This window comes from Bacillus sp. ABA4_010, from assembly GCF_056159105.1.
The window spans coordinates 2,825,296-2,838,989 of sequence record NZ_JBSWUN010000003.1 but is presented as its reverse complement, the minus strand read 5'-3'; the positions used below and the strand labels follow the sequence as shown (position 1 = coordinate 2,838,989).

Genomic DNA, 13,694 nt, shown 5'->3' with positions numbered 1-13,694 from the left:
AGAGAGGAAACTAATATGACAGGAAGAAAAGATGAAGAATTACAAGGTGTAACATTACTAGGCAATCAAGGAACAAAGTATTTGTTCGAGTATTCGCCAGAAGTGCTTGAGGTGTTTGATAATAAGCATCCAAATCGTGATTATTTTGTAAAATTCAACTGTCCAGAGTTTACCAGTCTATGTCCGAAAACGAATCAGCCAGACTTTGCAACCATCTATATTAGCTATATTCCAGGTGAGAAGATGGTCGAAAGCAAATCGTTAAAGTTATATTTATTTAGTTTCCGAAATCATGGAGATTTCCATGAAGACTGCATGAATATCATTATGAATGATTTAATTGAAGCAATGGATCCGCGCTACATTGAAGTGTGGGGCAAATTTACGCCACGTGGCGGAATTTCGATTGACCCATATGTAAACTATGGCCGTCCAGGTACAAAATACGAAAAAATGGCCGAATATCGACTGATGAATCACGATTTATACCCAGAAACAATCCACAATCGATAAAGCGGACTCGTTCAAGAAAAGTGCAGGGTAGGTACAGCACAAAAGAAAACCGGCCGTAGCTGGTTTTTATAACTTAGTTAAGAAGGTGAAAGAAATGTCAGGAAGATCGGCAGTTTTGCTTGGGGCAACGGGTCTAGTCGGTCGAGAGCTGCTTGGATTGCTGCTCAAAAGCGATGTGTACAGTCAAGTCACAATTTTAGTTCGCAATAAGCTATTAATTCAGCATGAGAAGCTCAGACAAGTTGAAATTAATTTTGAAGAGCTTTGCAATTATGAAGAAGAGTTTAATGTGGATGATGTGTTTTGCTGTTTAGGTACTACGATGAAAAAGGCGAAAACAAAAGCTAATTTTTTAAAGGTTGATTATGAATATCCGCTGACAGCTGCGAAACTTGCAGAGAAAAAACGGGTACGAAACTTTTTGACTATTACAGCAATTGGGGCAGACCTCCGTTCGCCGTTTTTTTACAATAAAGTAAAAGCCCAAACCGAAGAAGACATTTGCCATTTATACATTCGATCGACTCATTTCTTTCGTCCGTCTTTACTGCTTGGACAACGCAGTGAGATTCGCTTAGGTGAAAAGGTTGGAGAATATATGCTTAAAGGTATGTCCGTGTTTCTTATTGGAAAATGGCGTAAATTTAAGCCAATTAAAGCAGAAAATGTAGCGAAGGCTATGTTAGAAGCGGCATTAGAAGAACGTTCCGGTGTTCATATTCATGAAAGTGACATTATTTATTATGGAAATTGTCATGGAATGATTACAAATTAATAGTAGATTGTTTTCTATTCTAACTTAGCTCTCATCTATGAAAGATGAGAGCTAAGTCTTTTTTTAGCGATAATTTCAAAAAGAAAAGGCTAAAGGAATAAAATGAGCGGTTAATCACCGCCACCCCCGCCGCTGTCACTCCCACCCCCGGAGTCGTTGCTCCAGCTTGAGAAAGACGCATCAGAATCGTGATTGTCGTCTTTTTCGTAAGTAAATGGTGTAAAAGAGCTGGAAGTTCCGCTTGAACGATGATGTGATTTCGTTTTTCTCGAGAAGGCAGCGACGAGAAAAATAATGAAAATGATGATGAGAAAGGCAAATTCCAAAGAAATCGTCCCCCTTCTTTTCAAGTTATTGTAGTTATTGTCTCATTAATAACCATTTTATTCAATAAATGATGAGGGGTTGAAGTTAAGAGTGGAATTTTATTGCATAAAGGAAACTTTATTGCATGAAGGAAATAAACTGTATTAAAAGCATAAGGGGGTAATGTTGATGAAATGTCTTTCTTCCCAACAAAAAATTCAGCAATATGTGTACTTGTTTTATAAAATGGGTATTATTACTGAGCAGCAAAAAAATGAAATTATCAAAAAATAAAAATGATATATCAATCGACCTAGAAAGTTCGACATGACTGCGCTTTGGATATGTCGAACTTTCTAAATTTAAGCGGATGAATCAAGGGTAGTGCCATCCGCTTAGGAAGCCTTTGAAGAGAAACGTAAATGAAGATGGATGAACTTATTAAAGCGAACCGATAGGGAGAGAAATTTGTTTAAAAATATACAAAATTCTCTGACAACGTTCTACACGATTTTAGATGTTCGTCAATTATACTATTTTTATAGTGTAAACCTACTAGTAATATTGTATCTATGAAAAGCATAAAGTGAAGTAGAACTCTCGAGTAAGGGCAAACTTATTGAAAAATAAGGACGCAAAGTTACGGGTCTAACGTTGTTTTACAACTATGACGGCTGGACTGCCTGAGATACAAACTGTATTTTAGGAGGAGACTATGATTGCCAGAGAGAAACTATTAGATGAAGAATGGGTAGATCTAGTGTTAGAAGCATTGGATTTAGGTCTTACAGAAAAAGAGATTCAAGACTTTCTAACCAGCCAAATCCGACAGGAACAGTGTAAAAAATAGGTGTTTTTGTTGTCTTCCTATTAACGGAGATGGACCAGATATGATATGATAATGGGGTTAAGAGAAAGAGAAGGTGAAAATATGATCGGTCAACGCATAAAGCAATTACGCTTGCAAAAACAATTATCACTATCTGAACTAGCAGAGAAAGCAGGAGTCGCAAAATCATATTTAAGCTCAATTGAACGTAACCTTCAATCTAACCCTTCTGTCCAATTTTTGGAAAAAATATCAGCCGTACTAGGCATTTCTGTCCAATCACTTATTCAGCAAGAAAAAAAGGAAGTAAATTATGACCAGCTTGACTCTGACTGGGCAAACTTAGTGAGGGAGGCCATGGAGTCAGGGGTATCTAAAGAGGAATTTAAGCAATTTCTTGAATTCAATAAGTGGAAAATGAAACAAGATAAAGGGGAGTAGCGTTTATGAGAGCATAAACGCTTTTTTATTTTTGCTCAAAAGGTGCTATTGTTTATATTTTTTTCTTCTTTGTTGTATGAACAATAACATTATCCCTGCAGCAAGCATTACGATACCTGCGAACAAGAGGTTAAAGATATTTGTTGCCGTATTAGGCAGGAGAAGACCTGTCCTTTGAGCAGGCGTAGTTTGGTTGGAAGGGATGATAACGTCTTCGGATGCCAAAGGTCCTCCACTGTTTAAAGGCAGTTTATCATCAGGTAGTACATTACTTGTTTCGTCTGATGAATCATCAATAGTCGAAGTATTCTCTGGAGAGACGGGATCATCATCATTCTCTTCACCAGGATCTTGACTATTATCAGGGTCTTGGTCATTATCAGGGTCTTGGTCATTATCAGGGTCTTGGTCATTATCAGGGTCTTGGTCATTATCAGGGTCTTGGTCATTATCAGGGTCTTGGTCATTATCAGGGTCTTGGTCATTATCAGGGTCTTGGTCATTATCAGGGTCTTGGTCATTATCAGGGTCTTGGTCATTATCAGGGTCTTGGTCATTATCAGGGTCTTGGTCATTATCAGGGTCTTGGTCATTATCAGGGTCTTGGTCATTATCAGGGTCTTGGTCATTATCAGGGTCTTGGTCATTATCAGGGTCTTGGTCATTATCAGGGTCTTGATCGTTATCAGGGTCTTGGTCATTATCAGGGTCTTGATCGTCGTCTGAACCGCCTCCACCGCCACCACCATCGTTCATTCCTTCAGCATACAATACAATTTCAAATGAAGTAGTCAGTCCTTGAAATTCATTTCCAAGCTCAAAAGGCATTTCAATTCGAAAATGGATCGTTTCTTCTGTTCCTTTTGCTAAAAAGCGTGGGGAGAAATTCGAGAAATTTTTCAGATGACCATGGAAATACAAGTCCGTTCCTTTTGTAACTTGCAGCAGCAGTTCATCATATAACTGACGCGAACCGCTTATATCTTCAATTTTCAACGTATAGTTAAAATCATGAATGCCTTTATTTTGAACAATGAGTTCACGAGTTCCCCAATCACCCGGTTTCATATTTGAAACATCAAATAAGACATCTTCTGGAATCGTCGCAAGGTCGAAATCGGATGAAGCAGCGAATGCTTTAGATGTGAGGAAAAGCTGACCTTGTATGAAGAAGAGGAGAAAAATGATAAATTTTATATTGTATTTTTTCATGTCATGACCTCACGAAGATAATATTTGGCGCTTGTTTTGGCTGTTTTGAAATGAATCGTTTGTGGAGGGGATATGTTCAGAAAGAAACCTCCCCCTTTTTGTAGAAATTGATGATTCACTTTCCTATTACCTCCTTTCGTTTATGAAGTGTTAAATGTTCTTTTTAAAGAACATTTAACTTGATTATATTCTAAATATTCTGTAATGTAAATGATTATATAAAGATTAAAATGAATGAAAATAGAGTTGAATTAAGCTCTATATTGTAAAAATAGAAATGTACTGTTCTTTATAAAGAATATATACCGTGAAACAGATGATTTGTCCATTTTTATAGTGAATGGGGGCGTTGGAATGAAATATGTTTCGCTTCTGCTTTTAGTAGGAGGAATGTTTTTAATTTTGGCGGGGGTAAAAGAAAGAATGACCATTCAAAGGTTGGAAAAGAGCAGTTTGGAGAGTGCGACTCTTTTAATAGAAACAGTTCAAAACAAGAGAGGCACTGTTCAAGGAAGCAATAAATTACAGAAAGAGATGGAGGCAGGCGATGTGATAGGTATTCTGATAATCCCTGATTTGGGTGCGTCCCTTCCTATTGTAGAGGGAACGCATGAAGATGAACTGAAAAAAGGAGTGGGCCATATGGCAGAAAGTGCTTTGCCTGGAGAACAAGATCAAGTGGTTCTTTCAGGGCATCGCGATACCGTATTCCGTCAAATTGGTTCCCTGACTATTGGGAATCGTTTAATGGTTCAAATGGCTGACGGAGAATATGTGTATGAAATTTCTAGTTCTAAAGTGGTCGACGCAGATGATCGAACCGTTATTACCTCCACATGGCCGAATGAAGAACTCATGTTAACGACTTGTTATCCATTTACCTATATTGGAAATGCTCCGGAACGATATATCATTAAGGCAAACCGGATTGAGTAATCGTTCCGCTTGTAAAAAATTTTTTTATGTGTTAATTTGTATGTACAAACAAATTTATGACCTCAATTTTAATTCTATTTCTAAGGAGATAAATAGATGAAGACATTAATTATTGCTGCACACCCACAATTAGAACGTTCTCGTGTCAATAAAATATGGATTGAACGTTTGCAAAAGGAACAAAATGTCTATGTTCATAATTTGTACGAAACATGTCCGGATGGAAAAATTGATGTAGAAAAGGAACAAGCGCTTGTTCTTGAACATGATCGTGTTGTGTTTCAATTTCCATTTTATTGGTATAGCACGCCTGCTTTGCTGAAGCAATGGCAGGATGAGGTACTAACATATGGTTGGGCATATGGGAGCATAGGAAATAAATTACATGGGAAAGAATTTATGGCTGTATTGTCAGTAGGCGGGCCAGCTGAAGCCTATCAAGCTGGCGGATTTAATCATTATACTATTAGTGAGTTACTGCGACCTTTACAGGCAATGGCTAATTTAACAGGGATGGTTTATTTGCCTCCATTTGCACTGCATGGAGTAAATGGTAAGACGGATGAAGAGATTGCAAATAGTGCTGAACAATTAGCTGCTGTTATCAATAAACCTCGATAATAATACCATTTAAACGTCCATTGAAGTAGACTCAATCAAATGGTATCGATAGAAAAGGTCATAAGTGCGGATTATTTTCGTACTTATGACCTTTTTTTGTTGAATGCAGGAAGGATTCAGTAATTAAATCATTGACAATGAAAGAGAAAAAAGATGGAAGCGCTCCCCTTTTTGCTGCAAAATAAACCGGTCGTAAAACTTGCAAAAGTTGCCGTTTTTCCCTGTGTACAAATAAAAAAAGAAGCGGTATGATAGACTTTGTGAGTAAAACAAGGAGAGGAGTTGATATCGGTTGAGTACGAAAAGTTCCAGTGATCCTGGTCCGAGTATGAAAACGGAGGAAGCCAGGATGCCAAATTTATCAGATCATAGTGCTGCCGATTTTCATATCAGCTTCTTTGATAGAGCGGGACAAAGGCTTTCTCTTTGAAAAAAGAGGAGGATAATGTATGCTGAATGTTTACTTAACAGATATAACTGGAAGGCTCCATGAACAGGATGAAATCACGAAAGGCTCTTGGATCAGCATGATTTCGCCAACAGAAGAAGAAATAAGACGCGTGGCCAATCACTTAAATTTGCCGTTGGATTTTATTAAAGATCCCCTTGATGATGATGAACGTTCAAGGATTGAAGAGGAAGACGGAAACGTGCTGATTATTGTTGATTATCCGTCCATCTCTTATGATAACAACCAGTCTTCAGTTTATGAAACCATTCCATTTGGAATGATTATTACTCCAGATTGTTTTGTGACCGTTTGTTTGGAAGATAACCCAATTTTACATCATTTTTTAAATCAAAAAGTCCGCAGCTTTTTTACTTATAAAAAGACACGCTTTGCTTTGCAAATTTTGAATGTTATTTCAATGTATTATTTGCGCTACTTAAAACAAATTAATCGAAAAACAAATGAAATTGAAAAAGAATTGCATCAATCAATGAAAAATAAAGAACTGTATGCTTTTTTAGCGATTGAAAAAAGCTTAGTTTATTTTACGACTTCGTTGAAATCCAATAAAGTGGTCTTAGATAAAATTTTACGTCAAAAATATTTGCGGATGTATGAAGATGATGAACATTTGCTTGAGGACGTTATTATTGAAATTACTCAGGCAATTGAGATGGCGGAAACATACAGCAATATTTTAACGGGAATGATGGATACATTTGCTTCCATAATCTCTAATAATTTAAATATTGTCATGAAGTTTTTGACGTCCATTACCATCGTGTTGTCTTTTCCGACGATTGTTGCGAGCTTTTTCGGAATGAACGTCGCATTGCCGCTTGAACATACGCCACATGCTTTTATTATTGTTTTATGTATGGCATTTGGTTTGTCTGGAGCGACCGCTTTTATTTTTTGGAAAAAGAGATATTTTTAAATAAATGTGAAAAGAAGTAGTGTTGCGGGCTGTTCATTTACGTTTACTGTAATGGAACAAGCCTGTCTTTTTTGGGAAGAAGCGTCATAAATATAGAGAGATTATTATGTTGAAAGGAATTGAGCAAAAAGAAATGGGTGAATTAATTAATCGTGTGTTATTATGGTTAACCGATTTAGGGTATTTAGGGATTGCACTTGGACTGATGATGGAAGTTATTCCAAGTGAAATTGTTCTTGCTTATGGCGGATATATGGTGTCTCAAGGCACTGTTACCTTTGTAGGGGCAGTAATCGCAGGAACAATTGGGGGAGTATTGGCTCAGTTATTTTTATACTGGGCTGGCTATTACGGGGGGCGCCCGTTTTTGGATAAATACGGTAAATATGTATTTATTCATAAAAAGCATATTGATATGGCGGAAAGCTGGTTTGAACGATATGGAACGGGTGTTATTTTCACGGCTCGCTTTATTCCGGTCGTCCGCCATGCTATTTCGATTCCTGCAGGGATTGCGAAGATGTCGCCTGCTCGTTTTACCATTTTGACGACATTGGCTGTCATTCCATGGTCTATTTTCTTTTTAATGTTAGGGGTACAACTGGGCTCACGCTGGCATGAAATTGAGACAGTAGCCGCTTCATATACGAAACCAGTCGCTCTAGGAGCAATATTAGTGATTGCAGGGTATATTGTCTTTAAAATTTGGAAGAGGAAGTAAAAGATAGATTAAAAGCATAAGAGGACCCGTCATAAAATCCAGCAACGCGAAGGATTGAGTGACGGGTCCTCATTTTTAAAAGTCATATTTTCAGTTATCTGAACAAGTAAACGGTGTGTTGGTAATAAAAGAAATAAAAAAGCTTTTTTAAGCCTGTTGGGCAATAATTTTATAATTTTTATGATTGACTACAGTGCGTTGATTTAATTCAAGCTCATGGTAGTTATCCATATACGTTAAATCAACGATGACAGAGTTTTCATTTACTTTTTCAACGATCCCCTTTAAGCCGCCTTTAAATTCAATCAAATTTCCCACTTCAGCAATCTTCATCTTCTCTCTCCTTTATGCCCTGACTTCGAAATCTCTCTTTTTATTCGCACACGTAAAAATAAATAAAGGTATACTATAATTGTTTTGTTTGAACAAATTCAAAAATGAAGAGTTCTCTTTTCAATTAACTTTACCACTACAAGTGTACTTAAAAATGTCAAGCGTTCTTCATCCATTTTGAGACTTCTTGTAAACATTTTGCACGAATTTTGCAAAAACGTAAAGGTGTTTTTAACATTTTTTTGAATTATATAGCTGGATTTAGCAAATATGAAAAGATTTTTATAGAAAAGTAATACGAAACGCCCGTTTTGTGTAAGTGAATCAAACGTCTTTTACGTCCAATGCATTGGTTGAACAAAGGGATGAGTAAAATACATGACAATAGAAGAGCAATTCGTTATGATTTTACTGTTAATCCAATTATTTACTAGAGAAATTGAAGGTGTAAAAAATGAAGCAAACAGGTCTTGTATTGGAAGGCGGAGGTATGAGAGGTGTATATACTGCCGGGGTACTGGAGTTTTTTATGGACCAAAACTTGTATTTTCCATATGTCATAGGGGTATCAGCGGGAGCATGTCAGGCGGCTTCGTATTTGTCGAGGCAGAAAGGGCGAAATCGTGAAGTGAATATCGGGTTCATCAACGATCCGCGATATATTTCATGGAGGAATTATTGGAAGACTAGAGAGTTTTTTGGAATGGATTTTGTTTTTGAGGAAATTCCGTTGAAGCATGTTCCGTTTGACTTTGAGACATTTTTAAATAGAAAAGAACGGCTTGTCGTAGGAACGACTGATTGTATAACAGGAGAGCCTGTTTATTATGAGGAGTACGATCGGGATATTTTAACAATCATTAGAGCATCCAGCTCGCTTCCTTTTATTGCCCCTATCGTAGATTATAAGGGAAGACAGCTTTTGGATGGGGGAATTAGCGATCCAATTCCAATCAAGAAAGCGCAACAGGATGGAATGATACGAAATGTCGTCGTTTTGACCCGAAATGCGGGGTATGAAAAGAAAAAGTCAAATATGCTATGGATGGCCAAACGATCCTATAAGAACTATCCGGGTCTTCTTCAAGCGTTGGAACGTCGTTATCAAGTATATAATGATACGATTGCTTACGTAGAGAAAGAGGCGGAAAAAGGAAATGTGTTTATCATTCGTCCGGAGGAACCGCTTTCTGTAGGACGTATGGAACGCAATCCTGTGAAGCTGGAAACATTATATCAACAAGGATATGAAGAAGCGAAGAATAAGTATGATGCGCTTATTAAGTGGCTGTCATAAAAAGGTGTGGGAAACCAGCCTTTTTTTTATAAAATGAAACCTTCCGCTTCTTTTTTTCGTAAGAAAAGAATTGAAGTTGAAGGAGTGGCGGGCGTGGAGTCAAGAGAAGCGTTACAAGATGCTTTACTAGAAGTTAAAGCGTGGGAGAATGATCAAAAAAATTTGTGGTTTTGGGAGCGAATAGGCCGTCTTCCTTTTAAGCTATTGGATAAAATGACCCCTGCATTTATTCAAAATAAAATCGGCCTAATGTTGGATGAACTCGGAAATTTTATTCAAACAGGGGGACAATATTTGACCCAGGAGCGTTTAATTATAAACAAGTTTGAACAAATCGATGAAAGCAGTGAACGAACTATTCAATATATTGCCGCGCACATCCCGCTTGCTAAAATGGATGAAGTAAGTGAAGCATTGAAGCAAAGCAGGGCAAAAGCAGCGACTGTTCAGGGAGCTGCAACGGGATTTGGAGGCTTGTTTACGTTAGCCATCGACATTCCGGTCATTCTTGGGATGTCTCTTAAAACGTTGCAAGAAATAGCGATTACATATGGCTATGATCCAAAAGATAAAGAAGAGCGGGTGTTTATTGTAAAATGTCTGCAATTTGTATCGGCGGATATTGTTGGAAAAAAGGCGATTTTAGAAGAACTTGCCGATTACGAGCAAGTAGGCAATCGGACACAAATGGTTTCGCAACTGCAAGGATGGCGTGAAGTTGTAATGACATATACGGACCAATTCGGGTGGAAAAAATTATTTCAGCTTATTCCAGTTGCCGGTATGTTTGTTGGGGCTTTTATGAATAAATCGATGATGCATGATGTGGCGGAAGCTGGTATAATGCTCTATCGGAAGCGCCGCATTTTGGAGCGTCTACAACAAGGTGAATAGATATTTAGTTGTTAAGGGAGGGATAAGGGATGGATGAACAGAGAGCGCTTGAATTGCTGCAACAGTTGCGCAGTAAAGAAGTGCAGGAGCTTCGTATTTCAAAGGAAGAATTTTTAGCTTTTCGCCAAGTGTTAGTTAAGCAGGCGGATTTTAAACATTTCCGTGGTATCGCTGAGCATGGGGGAAGCGTATTATATCAATATTTAGATGAACCGAGAAGCTGAGTTTTCATCCAGTTTCATAATCGGTATGAGCTATTGTGTAAGGCCGTTCTTTTTACTGTTGTGTGTGCATATGCTAAACTACTCTTGAATGGAGCGTCATCTGCTTAGGTGAGCTAAAGCGTCTCTTATGATTTAATAAAGGGGTGTCAAATCATTAAAGGACATGTCTATGAATCGGCCAGGGTAAATCTCTCCAATCAGGTAGAGCTATATTGAGCAAGGAACGATATATATACGCGATTTTGTGATTAGTAGATGATAATTATTTGAAAACATGATAGATTTAAACTATATAGATGGAGTTCAACCATTTATTCTTATGAAAGGCTAGATGATGCTTATGAAAGGAAGATAGATGAGCAATCTAGCTGGGAAATGAAAATTTTATAGGCCTCAATGAGGAGGGATTATAGATGGAAAATCGCACACCTTTTTATTTTGCGGATTACATTTGGAAAAATGAACAAGGTCATACGACATATGGGATGCTACTCGTGAGACGTCCTAATGGAGAGGATGACTTTGATTTGCATACGCTGTTAAAGGAAGCGTACGCACAAAATAAAAAGATAGGCATTACTACGGTGTACGATAATCGTGAACAATCCCTGGATGGATATGTTGTGCATATTTCAAAAGATGAAGATGTGTTTACGTTTATGGATACAAATGGAGTCAAACTAGTCATTGACTTTTTTGACGTCGTTGAAATAGATCTTCGTGACTGATGAAGATAAATCCTTGAATGATTATTCAGGAGGTCTGAAAATCTTTTGTGAACGCCCTGCTATTAAATAAAGCGGTGTTGAATCATGTATATAAAAAGCACTCTGTGGTGGCCCGCAGAGTGCTTTTTTTCGTTCGTAAAGAAAGAGAATGAATGGATACATACGAAACTTGTAATATTTGAAACAATTAGGATGAGCCTAATGATTTCAACGTGTTGGATCGATGGCATGGAGGAATGTTAAATCTATTTGTTATGAAACTGTAATAAATTTAATAGAGTTGGCATCGTTGTTACGTAATTTTTCAATGAATTCACTAGAACGATATGTTAAAGTAGTCTCGTGCCAAAATTTCAGGAGGTATGTCAAATGAAATTACGTAACATGAAAAAATGGGTAGCGACTTTTACGGCTGCTATTGCAGTTTTAATTGGACAAGGTGCCGCTGAAGCTTCAACTGTTCACGAGGTGCAAAAAGGAGAATCATTTTGGATCCTCGGGCAGCATTACGGAGTATCAATTGATGAATTAAAACAAGTAAATAATAGATATGAAGATATGATTTATGCAGGCGAAAAGCTAATGATTCCTGTATCGACTTTTACATCTGAAGAACAAGTGTTATTGGAGAAATTAGTAGAGGCGGAGGCAAAAGGAGAACCGTATGCCGGGAAAGTAGCCGTCGCGGCTGTTGTATTAAACCGTGTTGCTTCTACAGATTTTCCAGATACGATTAAAGAAGTGATTTACGAGCAAGTGGGAGGAAGCTATGCTTTCACACCCGTGCAAAATGGAGCAATTGAGAACACGCCATCTGATGAAACAAAACAGGCAGTAGCTGAAGCAATCGCTGAAAAAGGAAATGGACAAGGTTCTTTATTCTTTTATAATCCAAAAACGGCACAAAGTGAGTGGATTAAAACAAGACCTGTCACAACGGTGATTGGAAACCATGTATTTGCTAAATAACGAGTACGTATAATAGATTCGGTGTTATGGCCGTTCCAGCGAGAAAGCCACCTGTGTACGCAGGTGGCTTTCTCGCTGGAAGGCAAGTTTAATCGTGTATAAAAATCTCGTTTTCTTCACTTCCTAAGCTACCAGTTAACACGAGGCCAATGTCTGTTTCTGCTTCTTGATTTTGGACAATAGTAAAAGGCACTTTTGCGCCATTCGCAGCCTTAACGTATTTCGAAAGAAAGCGATAGGCAAGGTTCCCATTTAAATAGAGGTGCCCGTTTTGAACATGCTTTAGTTTTTGGATTACCATAGGATAAGTATGAGCTTTCATGACCTGTCCTTTTTTTAAAGCAATTTCGATTCGTTCACGCAAAGCAGTTAAATAATATGCTCTTTCGCTTGCTTTTGTTTCTTTTACCCCGTATAGGCCGCGTTCTAAATAGTCTTCAATGTTATCATTCATCATAAGCCACTCCCTGATGAAATAGTCTTTACATCTATGTACCCTAAAGAGGGAAGTCATATACATGGATAGGTTGGAGACAGAAGGTATCTATTATCATCATAAACGAAAAAAACAGAGAAGAAAAGAGCTCGTCACACAACCTTTTCGATTCCAAAGTTGTGGTGACGAGCCCTTATTTTTTTATTGCATCCACTCAGGTTTGCCGAATCCTTTGAACTGTTCATCAATCACTTGTTCAAATTCTGCAGACTCAACGACTTCTTTTAAGTCTTTTGCTAATGCTGTATCAATATCTTTTGTATTGACGACAACGCGATTTCGATAGTCGTCTGGCATGTTTTCAAGCTGAATAGCATCTAATAAATCCATCTTAGCAGCAAGTGCAAAGTTTCCAGGAACTGCTGATAAATCAACGCTTTCGACTGAGCGAGGAAGCTGTGCCGCTTCAATTGGCTGGAACACAATGTTCTTTGGATTTTCAACAACATCTTTTTCAGATACCGTTAATGGATCTGCATTTTCATCTAATGTAATGAACTCTGATTCTTGAAGCATTTTTAACGCACGAGCCATATTAGTTGGATCGTTCGGTAGAGCAAGCTTGGCCCCTTCTTCAATGTCGTCAAGCGATTGGTATTTGTTAGAGTACAAGCCCATTGGAGCTGTTGGAACGATGATGACTTCTGAAAGCTCTAAATTGTGTTCTTTTGCAAATGATTCCATATATACTTTATGTTGAAATAAGTTTGCGTCAATAGAGCCGTTTCCTAATGAAATGTTTGGCTGAATATAGTCACTGAATTCAACAACTTCTACGGTGTAGCCTTTCTGTTCTAAACCAGGCTTGATTGCTTTTGTAACCATATCGCTATAAGGACCTGTTGTAGCGCCAATTTTAATGTCTTTCTTTTCTTCAGACGAAGTTGATTCATTGCTTGTGCTGCTTCCTCCACATGCAGCTAATACAGAAAGAGAGAGTAAGAATATAAAGGCTAAAAATAATTTTTTCATAAATGCATCCTCCTAATTATATAAATAGGTTTTGTATAG

Annotated in this window: 18 protein-coding genes and 1 riboswitch; of the genes, 13 read left to right on the top strand and 5 right to left on the bottom strand. The window is 37.7% G+C overall.

Annotated features, from left to right (window positions below; all coding sequences use genetic code 11):
* Positions 1-15: 15 nt before the first annotated feature.
* Positions 16-513, top strand: a complete 498-nt coding sequence (gene queF, locus ACXAEO_RS15295) for a preQ(1) synthase (protein WP_474882604.1) — start codon at positions 16-18, stop codon at positions 511-513.
* A 94-nt stretch (positions 514-607) separates the two neighbouring features.
* The gene (locus ACXAEO_RS15290) at positions 608-1,288 is read left to right on the top strand and encodes an oxidoreductase (protein ID WP_474882602.1); all 681 of its coding nucleotides are present in this window, start codon (positions 608-610) and stop codon (positions 1,286-1,288) included.
* A 110-nt stretch (positions 1,289-1,398) separates the two neighbouring features.
* On the opposite strand, the gene ACXAEO_RS15285 is transcribed toward ACXAEO_RS15290, so the two are convergent.
* A complete protein-coding gene (locus ACXAEO_RS15285; protein WP_474882600.1) occupies positions 1,399-1,614 on the bottom strand; it encodes a hypothetical protein in 216 nt (71 codons plus the stop codon).
* Positions 1,615-2,193: 579 nt separating this feature from the next.
* Positions 2,194-2,281, top strand: a riboswitch (cyclic di-GMP riboswitch).
* A 28-nt stretch (positions 2,282-2,309) separates the two neighbouring features.
* Here ACXAEO_RS15285 and ACXAEO_RS15280 point away from each other — a divergent pair.
* On the top strand, positions 2,310-2,444 hold the full coding sequence (locus ACXAEO_RS15280; RefSeq protein WP_474882597.1) for an anti-repressor SinI family protein: 135 nt from the start codon (positions 2,310-2,312) through the stop codon (positions 2,442-2,444).
* A gap of 81 nt (positions 2,445-2,525) precedes the next feature.
* Entirely contained in the window at positions 2,526-2,864 is a 339-nt protein-coding gene (locus ACXAEO_RS15275; protein WP_474882595.1) for a helix-turn-helix domain-containing protein, read from the top strand.
* A 45-nt stretch (positions 2,865-2,909) separates the two neighbouring features.
* Here the strand turns inward: ACXAEO_RS15275 and ACXAEO_RS15270 are convergent, their stop codons facing one another.
* Entirely contained in the window at positions 2,910-4,076 is a 1,167-nt protein-coding gene (locus ACXAEO_RS15270) for an LPXTG cell wall anchor domain-containing protein (RefSeq protein WP_474882593.1), read from the bottom strand.
* Between the two features lie 354 nt (positions 4,077-4,430).
* Here ACXAEO_RS15270 and ACXAEO_RS15265 point away from each other — a divergent pair, with 354 nt between their 5' ends.
* The 4 genes from ACXAEO_RS15265 to uptA all read left to right on the top strand — a co-directional run bounded on the left by ACXAEO_RS15265 (position 4,431) and on the right by uptA (position 7,742).
* Positions 4,431-5,012: a class D sortase gene (locus tag ACXAEO_RS15265; RefSeq protein ID WP_474882591.1), complete on the top strand. Its 582-nt coding sequence runs from the start codon at positions 4,431-4,433 to the stop codon at positions 5,010-5,012.
* Between the two features lie 96 nt (positions 5,013-5,108).
* Positions 5,109-5,633: an NAD(P)H-dependent oxidoreductase gene (locus ACXAEO_RS15260; RefSeq protein ID WP_474882587.1), complete on the top strand. Its 525-nt coding sequence runs from the start codon at positions 5,109-5,111 to the stop codon at positions 5,631-5,633.
* Between the two features lie 449 nt (positions 5,634-6,082).
* Entirely contained in the window at positions 6,083-7,021 is a 939-nt protein-coding gene (locus tag ACXAEO_RS15255; protein WP_474882585.1) for a magnesium transporter CorA family protein, read from the top strand.
* A 133-nt stretch (positions 7,022-7,154) separates the two neighbouring features.
* Positions 7,155-7,742 (top strand): undecaprenyl phosphate transporter UptA, encoded by a 588-nt coding sequence (gene uptA, locus ACXAEO_RS15250; protein ID WP_474884187.1) that lies wholly within the window; start codon positions 7,155-7,157, stop codon positions 7,740-7,742.
* Positions 7,743-7,889: 147 nt separating this feature from the next.
* Here uptA and ACXAEO_RS15245 read toward each other — a convergent pair whose 3' ends face one another.
* Positions 7,890-8,075, bottom strand: a complete 186-nt coding sequence (locus ACXAEO_RS15245; RefSeq protein WP_474882583.1) for a YkvS family protein — start codon at positions 8,073-8,075, stop codon at positions 7,890-7,892.
* A 454-nt stretch (positions 8,076-8,529) separates the two neighbouring features.
* Here ACXAEO_RS15245 and ACXAEO_RS15240 point away from each other — a divergent pair, with 454 nt between their 5' ends.
* The 5 genes from ACXAEO_RS15240 (at position 8,530) to ACXAEO_RS15220 (ending at position 12,187) form a co-directional block, all read left to right on the top strand.
* Positions 8,530-9,372 (top strand): patatin-like phospholipase family protein, encoded by an 843-nt coding sequence (locus ACXAEO_RS15240; protein ID WP_474882581.1) that lies wholly within the window; start codon positions 8,530-8,532, stop codon positions 9,370-9,372.
* Between the two features lie 93 nt (positions 9,373-9,465).
* Positions 9,466-10,266: an EcsC family protein gene (locus tag ACXAEO_RS15235; RefSeq protein ID WP_474882579.1), complete on the top strand. Its 801-nt coding sequence runs from the start codon at positions 9,466-9,468 to the stop codon at positions 10,264-10,266.
* 29 nt (positions 10,267-10,295) lie between these two features.
* Positions 10,296-10,490: a hypothetical protein gene (locus ACXAEO_RS15230; protein WP_474882577.1), complete on the top strand. Its 195-nt coding sequence runs from the start codon at positions 10,296-10,298 to the stop codon at positions 10,488-10,490.
* A gap of 413 nt (positions 10,491-10,903) precedes the next feature.
* Complete coding sequence (locus ACXAEO_RS15225) at positions 10,904-11,218, top strand: hypothetical protein (RefSeq protein ID WP_474882574.1); 315 nt, start codon at positions 10,904-10,906, stop codon at positions 11,216-11,218.
* Between the two features lie 369 nt (positions 11,219-11,587).
* Positions 11,588-12,187 (top strand): cell wall hydrolase, encoded by a 600-nt coding sequence (locus tag ACXAEO_RS15220; protein WP_474882571.1) that lies wholly within the window; start codon positions 11,588-11,590, stop codon positions 12,185-12,187.
* An 88-nt stretch (positions 12,188-12,275) separates the two neighbouring features.
* On the opposite strand, the gene ACXAEO_RS15215 is transcribed toward ACXAEO_RS15220, so the two are convergent.
* Both ACXAEO_RS15215 and ACXAEO_RS15210 read right to left on the bottom strand, forming a co-directional pair.
* Positions 12,276-12,644 (bottom strand): DUF1694 domain-containing protein, encoded by a 369-nt coding sequence (locus tag ACXAEO_RS15215; protein WP_474882569.1) that lies wholly within the window; start codon positions 12,642-12,644, stop codon positions 12,276-12,278.
* Positions 12,645-12,824: 180 nt separating this feature from the next.
* On the bottom strand, positions 12,825-13,655 hold the full coding sequence (locus tag ACXAEO_RS15210) for a MetQ/NlpA family ABC transporter substrate-binding protein (protein ID WP_474882567.1): 831 nt from the start codon (positions 13,653-13,655) through the stop codon (positions 12,825-12,827).
* Between the last annotated feature and the right edge of the window lie 39 nt (positions 13,656-13,694).

Coding starts and splice junctions, on each gene's coding strand:
- queF (WP_474882604.1), top strand. CDS start 16: ATGACAGGAAGAAAAGATGAAGAATTACAAGGTGTAACATTACTAGGC.
- ACXAEO_RS15290 (WP_474882602.1), top strand. CDS start 608: ATGTCAGGAAGATCGGCAGTTTTGCTTGGGGCAACGGGTCTAGTCGGT.
- ACXAEO_RS15280 (WP_474882597.1), top strand. CDS start 2,310: ATGATTGCCAGAGAGAAACTATTAGATGAAGAATGGGTAGATCTAGTG.
- ACXAEO_RS15275 (WP_474882595.1), top strand. CDS start 2,526: ATGATCGGTCAACGCATAAAGCAATTACGCTTGCAAAAACAATTATCA.
- ACXAEO_RS15270 (WP_474882593.1), bottom strand. CDS start 4,076: ATGAAAAAATACAATATAAAATTTATCATTTTTCTCCTCTTCTTCATA.
- ACXAEO_RS15265 (WP_474882591.1), top strand. CDS start 4,431: ATGAAATATGTTTCGCTTCTGCTTTTAGTAGGAGGAATGTTTTTAATT.
- ACXAEO_RS15260 (WP_474882587.1), top strand. CDS start 5,109: ATGAAGACATTAATTATTGCTGCACACCCACAATTAGAACGTTCTCGT.
- ACXAEO_RS15255 (WP_474882585.1), top strand. CDS start 6,083: ATGCTGAATGTTTACTTAACAGATATAACTGGAAGGCTCCATGAACAG.
- uptA (WP_474884187.1), top strand. CDS start 7,155: ATGGGTGAATTAATTAATCGTGTGTTATTATGGTTAACCGATTTAGGG.
- ACXAEO_RS15245 (WP_474882583.1), bottom strand. CDS start 8,075: ATGAAGATTGCTGAAGTGGGAAATTTGATTGAATTTAAAGGCGGCTTA.
- ACXAEO_RS15240 (WP_474882581.1), top strand. CDS start 8,530: ATGAAGCAAACAGGTCTTGTATTGGAAGGCGGAGGTATGAGAGGTGTA.
- ACXAEO_RS15230 (WP_474882577.1), top strand. CDS start 10,296: ATGGATGAACAGAGAGCGCTTGAATTGCTGCAACAGTTGCGCAGTAAA.
- ACXAEO_RS15225 (WP_474882574.1), top strand. CDS start 10,904: ATGGAAAATCGCACACCTTTTTATTTTGCGGATTACATTTGGAAAAAT.
- ACXAEO_RS15220 (WP_474882571.1), top strand. CDS start 11,588: ATGAAATTACGTAACATGAAAAAATGGGTAGCGACTTTTACGGCTGCT.
- ACXAEO_RS15215 (WP_474882569.1), bottom strand. CDS start 12,644: ATGATGAATGATAACATTGAAGACTATTTAGAACGCGGCCTATACGGG.
- ACXAEO_RS15210 (WP_474882567.1), bottom strand. CDS start 13,655: ATGAAAAAATTATTTTTAGCCTTTATATTCTTACTCTCTCTTTCTGTA.